We start from the raw sequence: 14,055 nt of genomic DNA, 5'->3' as shown, positions 1-14,055 counted from the left end.
GGCGGCGTGGCGGCCCTCGACATCGCCTTCCCGCACGTCATACCTACTCCCGTTCGAGGAATTCGAGAGCTGTCTTCACGAACTGCTGGTGGAACTGGAAGATGCCGCCGTGGCCGGCGTCGGGGTAGATCACCAGCTTGCTGTTCGGCACTCGCCCGGCCAGGTCGGTCGAGTTCTTCGACGGGACCATCCTGTCGCTCTCACCGTTCGCGACGAGCACAGGCTGGTGGATGACCGAGAGATCGTGGGGCTGCTCCAGGCCCCAGCGGTGAATGGCCTTGAGCTGGTTGTTGTACGAGATAGGAGAAATCGACTTGTCCCGGTCGGCGGTGCGCTCCTTCAGGCGGGCTAGGAACTCCTTCCCCGCCCGACGCCCGTTGGCGGTGCGGGTGAAGAAGAGGAACTGCCTGGGGTCCTGAAGGGTGAGCAGGCCTCGGACGGTGTCGAGATGGGACAACCGGGTCACGTTCTTGATGCCCTCGCCGCCCGCAGGACCGGTACCCGTGAGCATCAGCTTGCGGACGAGTTGCGGTTCGGTCTGCGCGATCACCTGGGCGATCATGCCGCCCATCGAGAAGCCATGGAGATCGACGCGTTCGAACCCGAGCGCCCGGATGAAGGTGACGGCATCCTTCGCCATCGCCTGGATGGTGCGCGGCGTCGAACCGGTGGAGGCGCCGACGCCCCTGTTGTCGAACGTGATGACCCGGCGCCTGGCGGCGATGCCGTCGACGACCCGCGGGTCCCAGTTGTCGAGGACCGCGGCGAGGTGATTCAGAAAGACCACCGGGACGGCGGACTGGGGACCGAGCTCGCGGTAGGCGAAGGTCACTCCCCCGGCGGTGATGGTGTGGGTCGGTGCGTTCTCGTACGACGTCACCACGTCGCCTCGCACCTCTTGTGATTCGTTCATGGTCGCGCCCTTCGGTGTGTACGGGTTGTGCGGCTAATTAAATTATGACCGTAATTCTATGTGATCGCAAGGGGTGAGCCGAATGACTACCCGTTGAGTCTCGTGGTGGTGTCGTTCGCCAATCGTGCAGGCGCCGCCTCACAAGGCTGTGAGGCGGCGCCTGCACGATGGCCGCGCATCGGCCATCGCCCCTGCATCATTAGGGGTCGGCGGCGGGATCTGCGTGGTCAGGCGGCGAGGAAGTCGGCCACCTGCTTGGTGAAGGCCTTGGCGTACTGGAAGAGGAAGGCGTGGCCAGCGCCGCTGTAGAGCACGAGAGTGGCGTTGTCGAGGTGCTGGACCGCGACGTAGGAGTTGTGGGCGGGGATCATCACGTCGTTCAGACCGTTGGCGTAGAGGACGGGATGCTTGATGGACTCCAGTTCCGCCCGCACCTCGTCGAAGGGGACTGCCAGGAGAGTGCCCGCCGCGGTGATCATGCCCTGCGCCGCCGTCTCGGAGACCGCGGGGCCGCCGGCGGCGAGCCTGGTCGAGACGTGGTCGAAGTGCTCGAGCCCAGAGGCGCGGGCCGTGTCCGTCTCCGGATAGAACAGGTACAGCATGTCCTCCAGATCGGCATCGGGCTTGGCCATGATGCCCAGGACCTTCTCGCTGAAGTCCGGAGCACCGGGCACCCAGCCGGCCGGGCCGCTGCCCGCCACGACGAGCTTGCGCACCAGCTCAGGGCGTCGCACGGCCACACGCTGGGCCACGATGCCACCCAGGGACCAGCCGAGCAGGTCGGCCTGCGCAAGGCCGAGTGCGTCGAGGAACTCAATGGCCCCCTCGGCGAATCCTTCGAGGGAGTCACGCGGCTCGCCGTCGGTGTAGCCGACGCCGACGTTGTCGAACACGATCACGTCGTGGTCGGCGGCCAGGTAGTCCAGGAACTCCGGGTCCCACCAGTCGATGGTCCCGCGGAAGCGGTTCAGCAGGACCAGCGGGACGCCGCCCTGCGGGCCCATGCGGCGGTAGGTGAACCGCGCGGAGGGGCCCTCGACGGTGAGGTCCTCGGCCTTGTCTGCCAGATAGGTGCTCATGACGCCCTTCTCTTGTTGGCGGATGCGCGTGACATCTCGCGGGTCTGCTGACGCAGCACGCCGAAGACGTGCTGGGAGTTCCGAATCCGCCTTGCCGAGCGCGAGGGCGGCATCTCCCGGGGCCGGGCAATTAAATTATGCTCATAATACTAAGCACGGGAGGTCACAGAACGCAAGTGAGTCCTTGTGCCACCCCATCGGCCCGCGGCGCACCACGGGCGAGCCCAGGCCAGGCAAACTGGACGGCCCGTCGCGAGAGCGGACACGAGGCCGCCCAGCGGCACATCGCCGTAGACCCAGGGGCACGACAGCGGTCACGGGCAGCCCGAATTATTGGATTACGTTCGCAATACAATACAGTGAAGGGAGTCGGCGGAGGGGGAGCAACTCTTCCGGCGAGTGAAGGAGCACGCGGTGCGATACGGGAACGAGCACAAGCAGGCGACCAGGCAGCGGATCATCGAGACGGCCGGCCGCCGGTTCAAGCGGGACGGCATCGACGGCTCGGGCGTCTCGACACTCATGAAGGACGCGGGGCTGACCAACGGCGCCTTCTACACCCACTTCACGTCCAAGGACGACCTCGTGGCCACCGCGGTCGCCGACCAGTTGCAGGCACAGAACGAGAACATCGTCGAGCAGGCGGCACCTGGCCAAGCCGGACTTGAACAGATCGTGCGGTGGTACCTGTCCACCCAGCACCGCGACAACCCTGACGACGGCTGTCCCTCCGCTGCCCTGCTCGACGAAATCGCGCGCTGCGCAGACCCGACCAAGCAGGCGTACACCGACGGCGTCTTGGTCGTCATCGACGGCATCGCCGCCCGCCTGGCACCCGACGATCCACTCTCGGCCCGCACCAAGACGCTCAGTGCCTACGCCATGATGGCCGGGACGCTGCAGCTATCCCGAGCCCTCGCCGACACACAACTCGCCGATGAACTCCTCGAGCAGGGCATCCGCAACGCCCTTGCACTGCTGGGCGTCGAGCACGCCGGGACGTCGAACTGACATACCTGCAGAAGCGCCTTCACAAGGCAGACCTACTTGCCATCCGCCTGCCGACGACTTAACATTACGAACATAATTCAATGCGCCTCGTCGCCCGGCACACCCACCGACGTCGGCATCCATGACGAGAGACGCGGCAACCCCAGAGGTCCTACCGACCGAGGTAGAGGCGGGCACTACACACTCAGGGCACTCGACCTCCACCACAAATGACCACCCAACACCCGGGATCAACAGCACCCCCGTCCGCACTCGGGGACGAGATATGGAGACGACGATGAGGGCCTTCACGGTAGAGCGCTACGGCGACAAGGCCGGCGTGCGCGCCGCCGACGTGCCGGACCCGGAGGTGGGCGCGGACGACGTGCTGGTCCGGATCCAGGCCGCAAGCATCAACCCGCTCGACCGCATGATCCGGGACGGGGAGATGAAGGCGATCCTGCCGTACCGGGTCCCGTTCGTCTTGGGCAACGACCTGGCTGGGGTGGTGGTCGAAGTAGGTGCGGCCGTTACGCGGTTCGCGGTGGGCGACGAGGTCTTCGCGCGGCCCGCCAAGGACCGGATCGGCACGTTCGCCGAACTCATCGCGATCCACCAGGACGACGTGGCGATCAAGCCGGCCACGCTGACCATGGAGGAGGCCGCGTCCCTTCCCCTGGTGGCCCTGACCTCATGGCAGGTACTGGTCGAACGGGCGCGCCTTCAGCCAGGCCAGAAAGTCCTCATCCACGCAGGCTCCGGCGGCCTAGGCACCATCGCCATCCAGTTGGCCAAACAGCTCGGTGCGCACGTGGCGACCACCACGAGCACCGCCAACCTCGACCTGGTCAAGCGCCTGGGCGCGGACGTTGTCATCGACTACCAGACGCAGGCGTTCGAGACGATCCTGCACGACTATGACCTCGTCCTGGACTCGCTCGGCGGAGAGACGCTCAACAAGTCCCTGGACGTGCTCAAACCTGGCGGGAAGGTCATCAGTGTCGCGGGCCCTCCCGACGCCGCTCTCGCCAAGGAGCTGGGCGCGAACCCGATCATCCGGCTGGTGATGTCCGCGCTGAGTTTCCGGATCCGACGACGCGCCCGGCGCCGCAACGTGACGTACTCGTTCCTGTTCATGAAGGCCAGCGGGGACCAGCTGCGCGAGCTCACCCCTCTCATCAAGGCCGGCAAGATCCGACCCGTCGTCGACACCGTGTTCCCGTTCGAGTCGACCCCAGAAGCGCTGGAGTACCTCGAAGCAGGGCACGCCAAAGCCGGCAAGGTCGTCGTCAGGATGACGTGAGGGAACAGTCCTGCCGTGCGATCAACGCCCTCCACGAGGACGGCACCGCCTGCGGCAACGAGTAGTGCCCTGAAACCCACCAACACCGACGGGCTAACCCCCGCACCTGGTTCCGCGCTCACCACCAAAGGTGACTCCAGCATGAACGGCGGCGTCGACTCTAGGGTCGGCGTGGACGGCAAAGGTGAAGGTCATGCTCGGTTCGACGTCGGGGTATCGGTCTGCCTGGCGAGGACGGGCGCGCCATCCCAACCAGGCGCGGGCGCGAAGATTGCGGGCACGATCGCGAGCCCTGACGCAGCGAGCAGCTTCCGCACTGCTGTAGCCCTGACGCATGAGCCGGAAGTATGCCTCCCGCTCCCGCGTCAGCTTCCGGGGCCCCTGCCGCTCCCTGCTCTTACGGATCTCGAAGTCCATCGCACCCCTTCAGATGGGGTGTTGCAACGACTCCTAGAACTCAAGCACAGGCTCGGGGGCTCAAGGCTCAAGCCAGGTCGTATTCGCCGTCCTTGATACTGGCGAGCAGGGAACGCCAGGTGGACACGTCGAGTGCGGTCTTGGGCCCGTCCGGGTTCTTCGAGTCGCGTACTCCGATGTTTCCAGCGAGGTCCGCAACCTCGACGCAGTTTGAGTTCTCTGCGCTGGTGCTCCGGCGGGACTTACGCCACTCCGTCATTGGCAGGTCTCCATCGTTCTTTCGATCACAGTCCGCGAGGGGCCGAGTGTGGCAGCGATGTCGCCCATGCGGTCGAACCCTATGGAGAGGTACTGCACGTCCGGAGGGTCCAGGATCAAACGGCCTCGGGTGGGGGCATCCGTGTACCCCAGACACACCGCCCCCTCCCTCAACGACCCCAACACCCAACCCCGCGCTGGCGTCGTCATTCCCATCCGCCGGCCGCGCTCCTGAACTGCATGGTCGCGGCGTTCCAGCGCGATCGCGGGCGGGCTCGGGTTCTGGTGGAATGAGCGGCATGCGCACGCATGGGTGGCGAGGAAATCCGCCGGCGACAGACGCCGAGGCGCGGGCGTGGATCATCGACGCTACGCGGCGTTGCGTGGAACGATACGGGCCACGCAAGACCGGCCTCACGGACGTCGCTGAGGATCTCGGGGTGACGCGCGCGACGATCTATCGGTACTTCCGGAACATCGACGACATGCTGAAGGCCAGCTCACTGGCCGCCGCGGGTGAGTTCCTGGACCGGATGCGCGCCCATATGGAGGGAATCGAGGACGCGAGGGAGATTCTCGTTGAGGTCGTCGCCTACACCGTCGAGCAACTTCCGCGCGAACCGCACGTCGGCGCCCTGATCGCCGCCGGTCGGTCGGCGACGCTGGCCGCCGACCTGTTGTCTCCGCTGACCCGGTCGTTCACGAAGGACATGCTCCTGGGCTTCGCGATCGACTGGCCGGCGTGGGGGTATGAGGACGAGGACCTCGACGGCCTGGCGGAGTTCCTGCTTCGGCTGCTGCACTCCTACCTGCGGGAAACTACGTCCGAGGCGAACTCCGAGACTGACGACGTGCGCCCTTTCCTGCGACGCTGGCTGGTTCCCGGATTCCTCGCCCAGCCTGCTGGCCCTCCGCTGGACGCCCGGACTTGAGCAGCCGCCGAACATGCAGCGCGAGCTGCATCTCGAGCCGCCACTCAGGATCGTTGAGGTTCTCCCCGAGGATCTCCTTCAGCTTGCCCATGCGGTACCGGACGGTCTGGGCGTGCACATTCAGCAGCTGGGCGATCTCGGGCGCGGATCGGCCGGTGTCCAGGAACGCCAGAAGCGTCTCCACGAACCGTTCGCGCTGGCCTGAATTGAGCTTGGCCATCCATTCGACGGACCGCCGCGTCATGATTTTCGCCACGCCCTCGTCGGCGAGCATCATGAGGCTGGGCAGATGGTCGACGCTGCGAGCGCCAGGGCCAGCGACGATACCCCGCTGACAGAGCGCGAGCGTCTGCCGTGCCAGGCGCAGCGAAAGCGCCGCTTCGCCCAGTGGCACGACTGGTCCTACCGCGTAGATCGAATCGCGGAGGGCACGGGCGAGCATTTCCTGCCTTCCCGGCCCGTCTGCGTCGGGGACGAGCAGGTACGGATCAGGCCGTTCAATGTCCATCAGGACGTCCGAGCTGACCGCTGGCGAGACAAGGTGCAGATCCTGCCACGGCCCCTCGAGTGCGACACAGGCGACCTCGCCGGGCAGTCTCCACTGGGCTTCGGCCGCCTGCTGGCTGACCCGGTTCCGGGAGACGGGCGGGTCGGCGATGACGAGCTCGAGGAGCCGTTGCCGACGCCGCTGAAACGTGCCGGTGGTCTTGGCGCGCAACTCCGCGTAACCCTGGACCGACAGAGCCGCGACCTCGTCGCTGTAAACGAAGATCGCTTCCGTGAGCGCACACATCGTCTCAGGCGGGAACCCGGCGCGTAGCCCTCTGATCGCGAAGCATCGCCAGGAGACGCGTGCGCCGACCCGGTAGGCGGCCTGCAACGAATCGATGCTGCGGCCTTCGCGGAACTCCCCCCGGCCCAGATCAAGCAAAACCTTGACGTCGTGGCCTGGCCAGGCGTACGGATCGCCGATCCTGTCCACGAACTGCCGCAGCCCCTGCTCGACGGTCAGCCGGAAGCCCGCTGCGAAGACCCCCTGCAGCGGCCGGGCGAACTCCGGGACGCATCGTCGGATCTCCTCGACGATCTCATCGGCCAGCTGTGGCAGATCGGGTCTCAACGCCTCTGCCAGCGCTGGCAGAAGTGCCTGCCAGGGGGAACGGGTCATGGCGTGAACTGCTGCGTTGGTCATGACTGCCCTCCGGGCCCACAAGAGCCCTCGTGACGTGACCGCGCCCTGTCCGCCGAGATCGCACCTCTAAGCGAGTGGCGTCACGGTAACCCCAAGGATCCACCGGGTCAACGCCTGCCCGGCTATTGACAGAACGACAATATGTGAAATGTTCAGTCGTACGCGCCGAGCCCGGCTCGCCGCCCTACCCGCGCCCGGGAGAGCGAGCCGACTCCTCCGCTCGCGCCCGCAAGCAGACCCGAGGGGTGAACCAATGCGACCCAGAATCGGCCCCCGAGACTGGCAGGAGCCGTTGATTGAGTGATTAACCGGTGTCGTTGAGCGGACCGCCGCTGGCCACCACCTCTGCCTTGACGGCCGTCAAGATTAATCCGGACACTCGTCAAGTATTTCTTGGTCAGCTGTCAAAATCAAGTTGGCGGCGTCTATCATGCGGGTCGTGGGAAGAACAACGGGAGCGTCCCGCCGCAGCGCGGTGCGGCCGGTCGACAAGTTCGACCAGCGCCGCGACCAGCTTGCCGAGTCGGCGCTGCTGACCCTCGGTGAGCTCGGCTACGCCCGGACCAGCTTGCGCGAGATCGCGAACAACTCGCCGTTCAGCCACGGGGTGGTGCACTACTACTTCAAGGACAAGCTCGAGCTGGTGATCTACAGCGTCCGCTACTACAAGGCGCGCTGCGTGACCCGGTACGACCACGTCGTCGAGAGCTCGACCACGCCGGAGGAATTGCTCAGCGGGTTCGCCGCCAAGCTCGGTCAGACCATCCGCGACGAGGCGGCTATGCACCGCCTCTGGTACGACCTGCGGACCCAGAGCATGTTCGAACCCGATCTCCGTGAGGCCGTCGACATGATCGATGAGACTCTCGCGCAGATGATCTGGCGCGTCGTGACCCGGTATGCGGAGCTCTCCGGTCGCGAGCTCGCTCTGGAGCCCGGCACGGCGTACGGCATGCTGGACGGCCTGTTCCAGCAGGCCCTCCTGGCCTACCCGGGCGCATCGGGCGTCCTGGACCAATTGAGCGATCAGGTTCGCTGCGTCGTGCCCCGCATGCTCGCGTGACGTTTCATCCGCCACAGGAGGCGCCCGAGCCGATGGTGACGGTGGAGCGGGGCGCCCAGAGCCTGGGCACCGGAGCCTGGCGAGCTCATCGCGGACGCCGACGCGGCCGGTGAGCTGGATTGAAGCCGGCGGTCATGGCGTCCTTGTCAGGGACTGTCGCTGAGTGCCTTCTTGATCTCCTGCTTGAGCACCTTTCCCAGCTTGGAGCGGGGGAGGTCGGGCCAGATGTCCACCTGCTTGGGCGTCTTCACGCTGCCCAGCCGGGCCTTGACGAACGCCTGGAGTTCGGCAGGGTCCACGGTGACGCCGGGGCGCGTCTGGATCACGGCCGTGACCCGTTCTCCCCATTTGTCGTCGGGCAGCCCGATGACGGCACAGTCCTGGACGGAGGGGTGCTGCATGACTGCCTGCTCGACCTCGGTGGAGTACACGTTGAAGCCGCCGGTGATCACCATGTCCTTGGCCCGGTCGACGATGAAGAGGAAGCCTTCGTCGTCGAGGTAGCCGACGTCCCCGGTGTGGTGCCACCCGTATCGGCCGGCTTCGGCGCTGGCGGCCGGATCCCGGTGATAGCCGCGCATCACCAGCGAACCACGAACGACGATCTCACCGGTTTCGCCGGGCGGGAGAAGGGCGCCGTCGGCACCCATGATCGCCAGAGTGACCAGTGGCGACGGGCGGCCGGCCGACGAAAGCCGTTGCGTCGCGACGGATCCGTCGGCGTGGAAATGGTCGGCCGGAGCCATCGTTGCGATCATCATGGGGGCCTCGGTCTGGCCGAACAGTTGCGCCATGACCGGCCCGATCCGCTCCAGCGCTTCCTGCAGGCGGGCGGACGACATCGGCGCCGCGCCGTACCAGAAGCACTGCAGGGAGCCGAGGTCCGTGCCGTCGAGCCCTTCGTGGGCCAGCACCATGTAAATCAGGGTCGGTGGCAGGAAGGCGTGCGTGACCCGATGGCGCTCGATGGAGGAGAGAAAGCCGCCGACGTCCGGCGCCGGCATGATGACGATCTCACCGCCGAGAGCCAGGATCGGGAAGGTGAGGACGCCGGCCGCATGCGTGAGCGGCGCCAGCGCCAGGTAGACGGGCCGGCCGGCGAAGGGGTAGCTCATCAGGGTGATGGCCGTCATCGTCTCGAGGTTCCGGCCGGTGAGCTCGACCCCCTTGGGGCGTCCCGTCGTCCCGCCGGTGCCGACGATCATGGCCAGATCGTCGGCCCTGGCGGAGTCGAAGGCCCTGGCGGACTCGACGGCCCCGGCGGACTCGACGGCGCCGTCCCCCAGAGCGAGGAACTCCGGCCAGCTCAGGGCCCCGCCCACGGCGGCGTCCAGGCACACCAAAGTGGTCAGGCCGGGCAGCTCGCCGCGGATCCGCTCCACCAACGGTGCGAAGGACCCCTGGAAGATCAGGGCCGTACAGCCGATGAGGTCCAGCAGCTCACGGTTCTCGGCGGCCTCGTTCCGGGGGTTGATCGGGCACCACACCGCTCCGGCCCGGCTGATCCCAAAGACACAGGTGAAGGCCGTCGGGTCGTTGGCCGAGAGCACCGCCACCCGGTCGCCGGGGCCGATGCCGCGTGCGGTCAGGGCCGCCGAGACGCGGAAGCTCATCTCCCGCACCTCGGCGTACGACCGGACCTCGTCCCCCACGGTAAGGCAGGGTGCAGATGGCCCGATCGAGAAGCCCTTGTCCAGGTAGTCGGCGAGCCTCATCAGTTCTCTACCGTCACCGCAGGCGGGCGCACGAGTCCGAACGCAGTCAGCTGCCCGAGCAGCGTGTGATACCCGAACGCCTGACAGCCCGAGGCGAAGCCGGTCCGCCGGGGTTCGGCTTGCAGCAGGGAGTAGGCCGCATAGGCCTGCAGGAGACCGGTCTGCTTGTAGTTGGAGTTCCCGTGGATCACACAGTGTGCGCGACCGAGCGGTCCCGAGGCGTGGACGGAGTCCAGCGACTTGTTGATCCGAGGGTTCTCGCGTGGTGGCATCTGGTTCATCACCTGCGCCGCGGTCGCGGTCAGCGCCTGGTACTGCTCTTCGGGCGGCATGTCCTTGGTGGCCTCGACGGCGGCCGCCACGATCTGGGGCACACCCTGCATCAGCGGCTTGTTGAAGACTCCGCCGAGCACCTTCACGTTGGCGACCCGTGGATCGCGCCGGTACCAGACCGGGTGCGAGGTGCCTCCCCAGGGCAGCGCCAGCGCCAGCTCGTGCTGGCCCGGGATGGCCAGCTGGTAGAGCCCGGCATCGGGGTCCCACGGCTGGTAGGTGTTCTGCTCCAGGTAATAGGCGCCGGCCAGGGCCGCGTTCACCAGGATGGTCAGCGTTGAGGCGATCGTCGGGCTGCCACCCCAGAACACGGCGATGTCGAGCGTGTCCAGGCCGGGCGTCTCCAGGCACAGCTCGGCCGCGATCTCCCCGGTGGTGTACATCTGGGCGATCCCGGGCGCGAGAAGCCTTCCGGCAGCGGCGAAGTCGGCGCCGTACTTCTCATCACAGGTGATCAGCCAGTCCTGCTCCCCGGTGGTGTCGAGATAGTGGGTGCCGGTGGCCAGGCACGCCTCGACAACCTCGGGCCCGTACGTGCTGAACGGGCCGACGGTGTTGCACACCACCGAAGCGCCGGCGAACAGCTCGCTCAACGCCTCGACCGAATGCGGGACCTCGATCACCTCGTAGTCGGCGGTTTCGATGCCGGCGACGTGAGAGTCCATCGACGCCTTGAGCTTGGACGAGTCGCGGCCGGCGGCGACGAACGGGACGTTGAACTCGCGGAGGTACTCGCAGATCAGCCGTCCGGTGTAGCCGGAGGCGCCGTACACGACGACAGGCTTGGTCATGGTCACATCCCCATTCCGCCGTCGACCGGCAGGCCGGCACCGTTGATGAACCGGGCGGCGTCCGAGGCCAGGAACACCACGGCGTCGGCCATGTCCGTCACCTCGCCCAGACGGCCGGACGGCGTCTGACCGACAACGGCGGCCACGGCGTCCTCCGCGGAGGGGAACAGTCCGATCGCGGCGACGTCGTTGGCCAAGCCGGCACCCATCGCGGTCGGGACGAGCCCCGGGTAGATGCAGTTGACGCGGACGCCGTACCCCAGCTGACCCGACTCCATGGCCGCGACACGGGTGAGCCGGTCGACGCCGGACTTCGTCGCCGAGTAGACGCCGATGCCGGGGAAGGCGATCGTCGCCGCCACCGAGGCGACGTTGATGACCACGCCGCCGTTGCCGGCGGCGCCACCGGGGCGCATCGTCCGGAAGGCGTGTTTGATCCCGAGGGCCGTGCCGAGCAGGTTGACCTCGAGCTGCTTGCGCGCCGCGCCGGGGTCGAGATCGGCGAACAGGCTGGTGATCTCGACGCCGGCGTTGTTCACCACGATGTCGAGGCCACCGAGCTGGTCGACTGCCGTCTGAACCGCACCCGCCCAGCCCGCGTCATCGGTGACGTCCAGGTGCGTGAACGCATGCCCGTCGCCGAGCGACTCGACGACCTTGGCTCCCAGGTCATCCTGCAGGTCGCCCACCAGCACCTTCGCGCCTGCGGCGGCCAGTGCCACCGCCATGCCTTCACCCAGGCCCTGGGCACCGCCGGTGACCAGGGCCCGCCGGCCGGACAGATCAAGATTTGCCATGACAGCTCCATCGCTCAGAGACCACCACCCCGGTGATTCGGGTGAGCCCCATCACAGCCGCCGTCTTGACATATGTCAAGATAAATCCGGACACTCGTCAAGCATTTCTTGGTCAAGTGTCAAAGCCAGATGAGCTCGGCAACCTTGCTGGTCACGGGGAGGGGCAGCGGAGCGCGATCCCGAGTCCACCCGGTGCTCTGTGATGGCGACGGCGTCAATCGTGAGGCCGGCGATTGGCTGCGCATCGAGCAGGACGAACAGCCTGGCGACACGGTGGCCTTTGACCTGCGTTCCTGGGTGGGGTGTTCACGAGTTGGCTCTGCCAGCACTGATAGGACGGCTGCGATGATCGCTTCCTGCGGGAAGGTTGATCGTTTCCCGGTTACGGCCGGGAAAACCGTCTTCGCTGTGGAAGCGCATCGGTCTGCACAACGGTCTCAGGTGCGTTGGAGGTAGGCTTCGACTTCTTCCAGCGCCTCGTGGAAGTCGGTGCGGATGCGCTGCCCGTTGAGTACTCCGGCGTAGGCGCGAAGCGAGTCAGGCGATACCACCACCAGAACGGGACTGTCCGAGACGAGGAGCCACCATGCCCCGTGGATGCTCAGGTCGTCGCCCCACTGGTAGTCAAGTTCGCGGAAGTCGATGACCAGACTGTCGAGCCTGGGGTCGTCGATGCCGCAGAATTGCTGGATTTCCACTTGATATTCGTGGCGTCGTCGGTTCCGGACGCCCCGTACCGGTACTCACCGCGGAAGGTGACGGGTGCGGCTCCTCCGCAGTGAGGGTGCTTGGATCGTTAGTTGGCGACCGAGACGACATGACCGGCCGAGGCCGGGTCGCTGGAGGCGTCCAGGATCGCGGTCGCGAAGTTGGTTCGTGTGATCTGGAATCCGCCGAGGACGTTTCTGTCGACCATGCTGCGGTAGGTGCCCTTGCCCGGACGGTCAGTGAGCCGTCCGGCCCGGACGATTGTCCAGGCGAGGTCGGAGGCGCGCACCAACTGTTCGGCCTGCCGCATGTCGTTGATCATGTGCCTGAGGAGCCGGGCCAGGATCACCGGCTTGACGAGATAGCGGGTGAAGGGGTCGTCGCCTCGACCGGGGGCCATGGCGCTGTTGCTGGCGATCACCAGTCGGCCGCTGCCGCTGGTGGCCCGCAGCGCGGCGATGATGCTGCGGGTGCTGTCGGTGCACACACTGGTCGGGCTGCGCAGGTCGCGCGTGCCGATCGTGCTGATGACGGCGTCTCGGCCCTTGACGGTCTCCTCGACAGCGTCGGGGTCCATCACGTTGGCCTCGACGATCTCGGCGCGTGTGCGCAGTTCGGCGGGCAGGCGGGAGGTGTCACGGACCACCGCGGTCACGCCGTGCCCGGCGTCAAGGGCCTGACGCACGACCTCGACACCGGTGCCGCCGGTCGCTCCGAAAACCGTGATCTTCATGGCGCTTCCCTGGGGTTAGTGAAAATTTACTCACCCCTAGAGTGGTCAGTGTTCACTCACCTGTCAAGGGAGATCATGAGCGCACGAGAGCGGATCTTGGACGCGGCTGCCGCGGTCATGCGCGAGCGGGGCGTCGCGCACGCCACGACCAAGGAGATCGCACGTGCCGCCGGCTACTCCGAGGCGCTGCTCTACAAGCACTTCCGTGACAAGGAGGAGATCCTCCTGCATGTGCTGCGGGAGCGGACGCCGCAGTTCTCGGCGGCCCCCGTCCCCGGCGAGGAGACCGTGGAGGCCAACCTGGTGGCGGTGGCCCATGCCGGGCTGCGGTTCTACCGGCATGCCTTCCCGATGATGGCATCGCTGGTGGCCCAGCCCCGCCTCATGGCCGCCGCCCGCGAGTCTTTGAGCAAGTACGGCGCGGGCCCGCAGCACCCGGTCACCACGCTTGCCGGATATGTGCGCGCCGAACAGGACCTTGGCCGCGTGTCGGCTGGCACCGACCCGGACGCGATCGCGGCGCTGCTGATGGGCGCCTGCTTCCAGCAGGGATTCCTGCGTTACTTCACCCAAGGGCCCGACTTTCTCGAGACCGAGGCCGCCGACCTTGTGCGCGGTCTTCTCCCCGCGCTCCAGCCCTGACCCACGATCACCACTCAGGGGTAGGGGCCTCAAGTGATCTTCTACGATCATCGGCTCTGCCCGGGAGTTCTCACCTTCGAACCGCTGCCCCATCCATGATCCATTAGGGGGTGCCGGTAGCAATCGCCGAGCGCGACGGCGCCCATGCGGATGGCAGCCGCGCGGTGGAGCGCCTTGCTCGTCGTCGGC

At 66.8% G+C, this 14,055-nt stretch carries 14 protein-coding genes; 5 read left to right on the top strand and 9 right to left on the bottom strand.

Going from position 1 to position 14,055, the window contains the following annotated elements; translation table 11 throughout:
- Positions 1 to 43 precede the first annotated feature (43 nt).
- Both ACH34W_RS38095 and ACH34W_RS38090 read right to left on the bottom strand, forming a co-directional pair.
- On the bottom strand, positions 44 to 913 hold the full coding sequence (locus tag ACH34W_RS38095) for an alpha/beta fold hydrolase (protein ID WP_395966032.1): 870 nt from the start codon (positions 911 to 913) through the stop codon (positions 44 to 46).
- Between the two features lie 227 nt (positions 914 to 1,140).
- A complete protein-coding gene (locus ACH34W_RS38090; RefSeq protein ID WP_395966031.1) occupies positions 1,141 to 1,992 on the bottom strand; it encodes an alpha/beta fold hydrolase in 852 nt (283 codons plus the stop codon).
- A gap of 414 nt (positions 1,993 to 2,406) precedes the next feature.
- Between ACH34W_RS38090 and ACH34W_RS38085 the strand changes: the two genes are divergently transcribed.
- Positions 2,407 to 3,003, top strand: coding sequence for a TetR/AcrR family transcriptional regulator (locus ACH34W_RS38085; protein ID WP_395966030.1), 597 nt, complete (start codon positions 2,407 to 2,409; stop codon positions 3,001 to 3,003).
- A 277-nt stretch (positions 3,004 to 3,280) separates the two neighbouring features.
- A complete protein-coding gene (locus ACH34W_RS38080) occupies positions 3,281 to 4,285 on the top strand; it encodes an NADP-dependent oxidoreductase (RefSeq protein WP_395966029.1) in 1,005 nt (334 codons plus the stop codon).
- Positions 4,286 to 4,769: 484 nt separating this feature from the next.
- On the opposite strand, the gene ACH34W_RS38075 is transcribed toward ACH34W_RS38080, so the two are convergent.
- Positions 4,770 to 4,961: a DUF397 domain-containing protein gene (locus tag ACH34W_RS38075; protein ID WP_395966028.1), complete on the bottom strand. Its 192-nt coding sequence runs from the start codon at positions 4,959 to 4,961 to the stop codon at positions 4,770 to 4,772.
- On the opposite strand from ACH34W_RS38075, the gene ACH34W_RS38070 reads away from it, so the two are divergent.
- The gene (locus tag ACH34W_RS38070; RefSeq protein ID WP_395966027.1) at positions 4,879 to 5,892 is read left to right on the top strand and encodes a TetR/AcrR family transcriptional regulator; all 1,014 of its coding nucleotides are present in this window, start codon (positions 4,879 to 4,881) and stop codon (positions 5,890 to 5,892) included. The genes ACH34W_RS38075 and ACH34W_RS38070 overlap by 83 nt on opposite strands.
- Here the strand turns inward: ACH34W_RS38070 and ACH34W_RS38065 are convergent.
- The gene (locus ACH34W_RS38065; RefSeq protein WP_395966026.1) at positions 5,780 to 7,084 is read right to left on the bottom strand and encodes a PucR family transcriptional regulator; all 1,305 of its coding nucleotides are present in this window, start codon (positions 7,082 to 7,084) and stop codon (positions 5,780 to 5,782) included. The genes ACH34W_RS38070 and ACH34W_RS38065 overlap by 113 nt on opposite strands.
- A gap of 439 nt (positions 7,085 to 7,523) precedes the next feature.
- Between ACH34W_RS38065 and ACH34W_RS38060 the strand changes: the two genes are divergently transcribed.
- On the top strand, positions 7,524 to 8,147 hold the full coding sequence (locus ACH34W_RS38060) for a TetR/AcrR family transcriptional regulator (RefSeq protein WP_395966025.1): 624 nt from the start codon (positions 7,524 to 7,526) through the stop codon (positions 8,145 to 8,147).
- A gap of 146 nt (positions 8,148 to 8,293) precedes the next feature.
- Here ACH34W_RS38060 and ACH34W_RS38055 read toward each other — a convergent pair whose 3' ends face one another.
- The 5 genes from ACH34W_RS38055 to ACH34W_RS38035 form a co-directional block, all read right to left on the bottom strand.
- Positions 8,294 to 9,862 carry an AMP-binding protein gene (locus tag ACH34W_RS38055; protein ID WP_395966024.1) on the bottom strand — a complete coding sequence of 523 codons (1,569 nt, stop codon included), beginning with the start codon at positions 9,860 to 9,862 and terminating at the stop codon, positions 8,294 to 8,296.
- Complete coding sequence (locus ACH34W_RS38050) at positions 9,862 to 10,986, bottom strand: DUF5938 domain-containing protein (RefSeq protein WP_395966023.1); 1,125 nt, start codon at positions 10,984 to 10,986, stop codon at positions 9,862 to 9,864. The genes ACH34W_RS38055 and ACH34W_RS38050 overlap by 1 nt, the downstream gene beginning before the upstream one ends.
- 2 nt (positions 10,987 to 10,988) lie before the next feature.
- Positions 10,989 to 11,783, bottom strand: coding sequence for an SDR family NAD(P)-dependent oxidoreductase (locus tag ACH34W_RS38045; protein WP_395966022.1), 795 nt, complete (start codon positions 11,781 to 11,783; stop codon positions 10,989 to 10,991).
- Positions 11,784 to 12,220: 437 nt separating this feature from the next.
- Positions 12,221 to 12,481, bottom strand: a complete 261-nt coding sequence (locus ACH34W_RS38040; protein ID WP_395966021.1) for a hypothetical protein — start codon at positions 12,479 to 12,481, stop codon at positions 12,221 to 12,223.
- Between the two features lie 98 nt (positions 12,482 to 12,579).
- Positions 12,580 to 13,224, bottom strand: coding sequence for an NAD(P)-dependent oxidoreductase (locus ACH34W_RS38035; RefSeq protein ID WP_395966020.1), 645 nt, complete (start codon positions 13,222 to 13,224; stop codon positions 12,580 to 12,582).
- 75 nt (positions 13,225 to 13,299) lie between these two features.
- On the opposite strand from ACH34W_RS38035, the gene ACH34W_RS38030 reads away from it, so the two are divergent.
- Positions 13,300 to 13,866 (top strand): TetR/AcrR family transcriptional regulator, encoded by a 567-nt coding sequence (locus tag ACH34W_RS38030; protein WP_395966019.1) that lies wholly within the window; start codon positions 13,300 to 13,302, stop codon positions 13,864 to 13,866.
- Positions 13,867 to 14,055: the final 189 nt, after the last annotated feature.

It is taken from the genome of Actinomadura sp. 6N118, from assembly GCF_044326415.1.
GTDB lineage: Bacteria > Actinomycetota > Actinomycetes > Streptosporangiales > Streptosporangiaceae > Spirillospora.
Note: the sequence above shows the minus strand (reverse complement) of the source record. Positions and strands in the feature narration are given on the sequence as shown.

What these genes read in the sequence shown, in the direction of transcription:
- ACH34W_RS38065 (WP_395966026.1), bottom strand. Translation starts at nt 7,084, where the DNA reads ATGACCAACGCAGCAGTTCACGCCATGACCCGTTCCCCCTGGCAGGCA.
- ACH34W_RS38030 (WP_395966019.1), top strand. Translation starts at nt 13,300, where the DNA reads ATGAGCGCACGAGAGCGGATCTTGGACGCGGCTGCCGCGGTCATGCGC.
- ACH34W_RS38050 (WP_395966023.1), bottom strand. Translation starts at nt 10,986, where the DNA reads ATGACCAAGCCTGTCGTCGTGTACGGCGCCTCCGGCTACACCGGACGG.
- ACH34W_RS38035 (WP_395966020.1), bottom strand. Translation starts at nt 13,224, where the DNA reads ATGAAGATCACGGTTTTCGGAGCGACCGGCGGCACCGGTGTCGAGGTC.
- ACH34W_RS38095 (WP_395966032.1), bottom strand. Translation starts at nt 913, where the DNA reads ATGAACGAATCACAAGAGGTGCGAGGCGACGTGGTGACGTCGTACGAG.
- ACH34W_RS38045 (WP_395966022.1), bottom strand. Translation starts at nt 11,783, where the DNA reads ATGGCAAATCTTGATCTGTCCGGCCGGCGGGCCCTGGTCACCGGCGGT.
- ACH34W_RS38080 (WP_395966029.1), top strand. Translation starts at nt 3,281, where the DNA reads ATGAGGGCCTTCACGGTAGAGCGCTACGGCGACAAGGCCGGCGTGCGC.
- ACH34W_RS38075 (WP_395966028.1), bottom strand. Translation starts at nt 4,961, where the DNA reads ATGACGGAGTGGCGTAAGTCCCGCCGGAGCACCAGCGCAGAGAACTCA.
- ACH34W_RS38090 (WP_395966031.1), bottom strand. Translation starts at nt 1,992, where the DNA reads ATGAGCACCTATCTGGCAGACAAGGCCGAGGACCTCACCGTCGAGGGC.
- ACH34W_RS38070 (WP_395966027.1), top strand. Translation starts at nt 4,879, where the DNA reads ATGTTTCCAGCGAGGTCCGCAACCTCGACGCAGTTTGAGTTCTCTGCG.
- ACH34W_RS38055 (WP_395966024.1), bottom strand. Translation starts at nt 9,862, where the DNA reads ATGAGGCTCGCCGACTACCTGGACAAGGGCTTCTCGATCGGGCCATCT.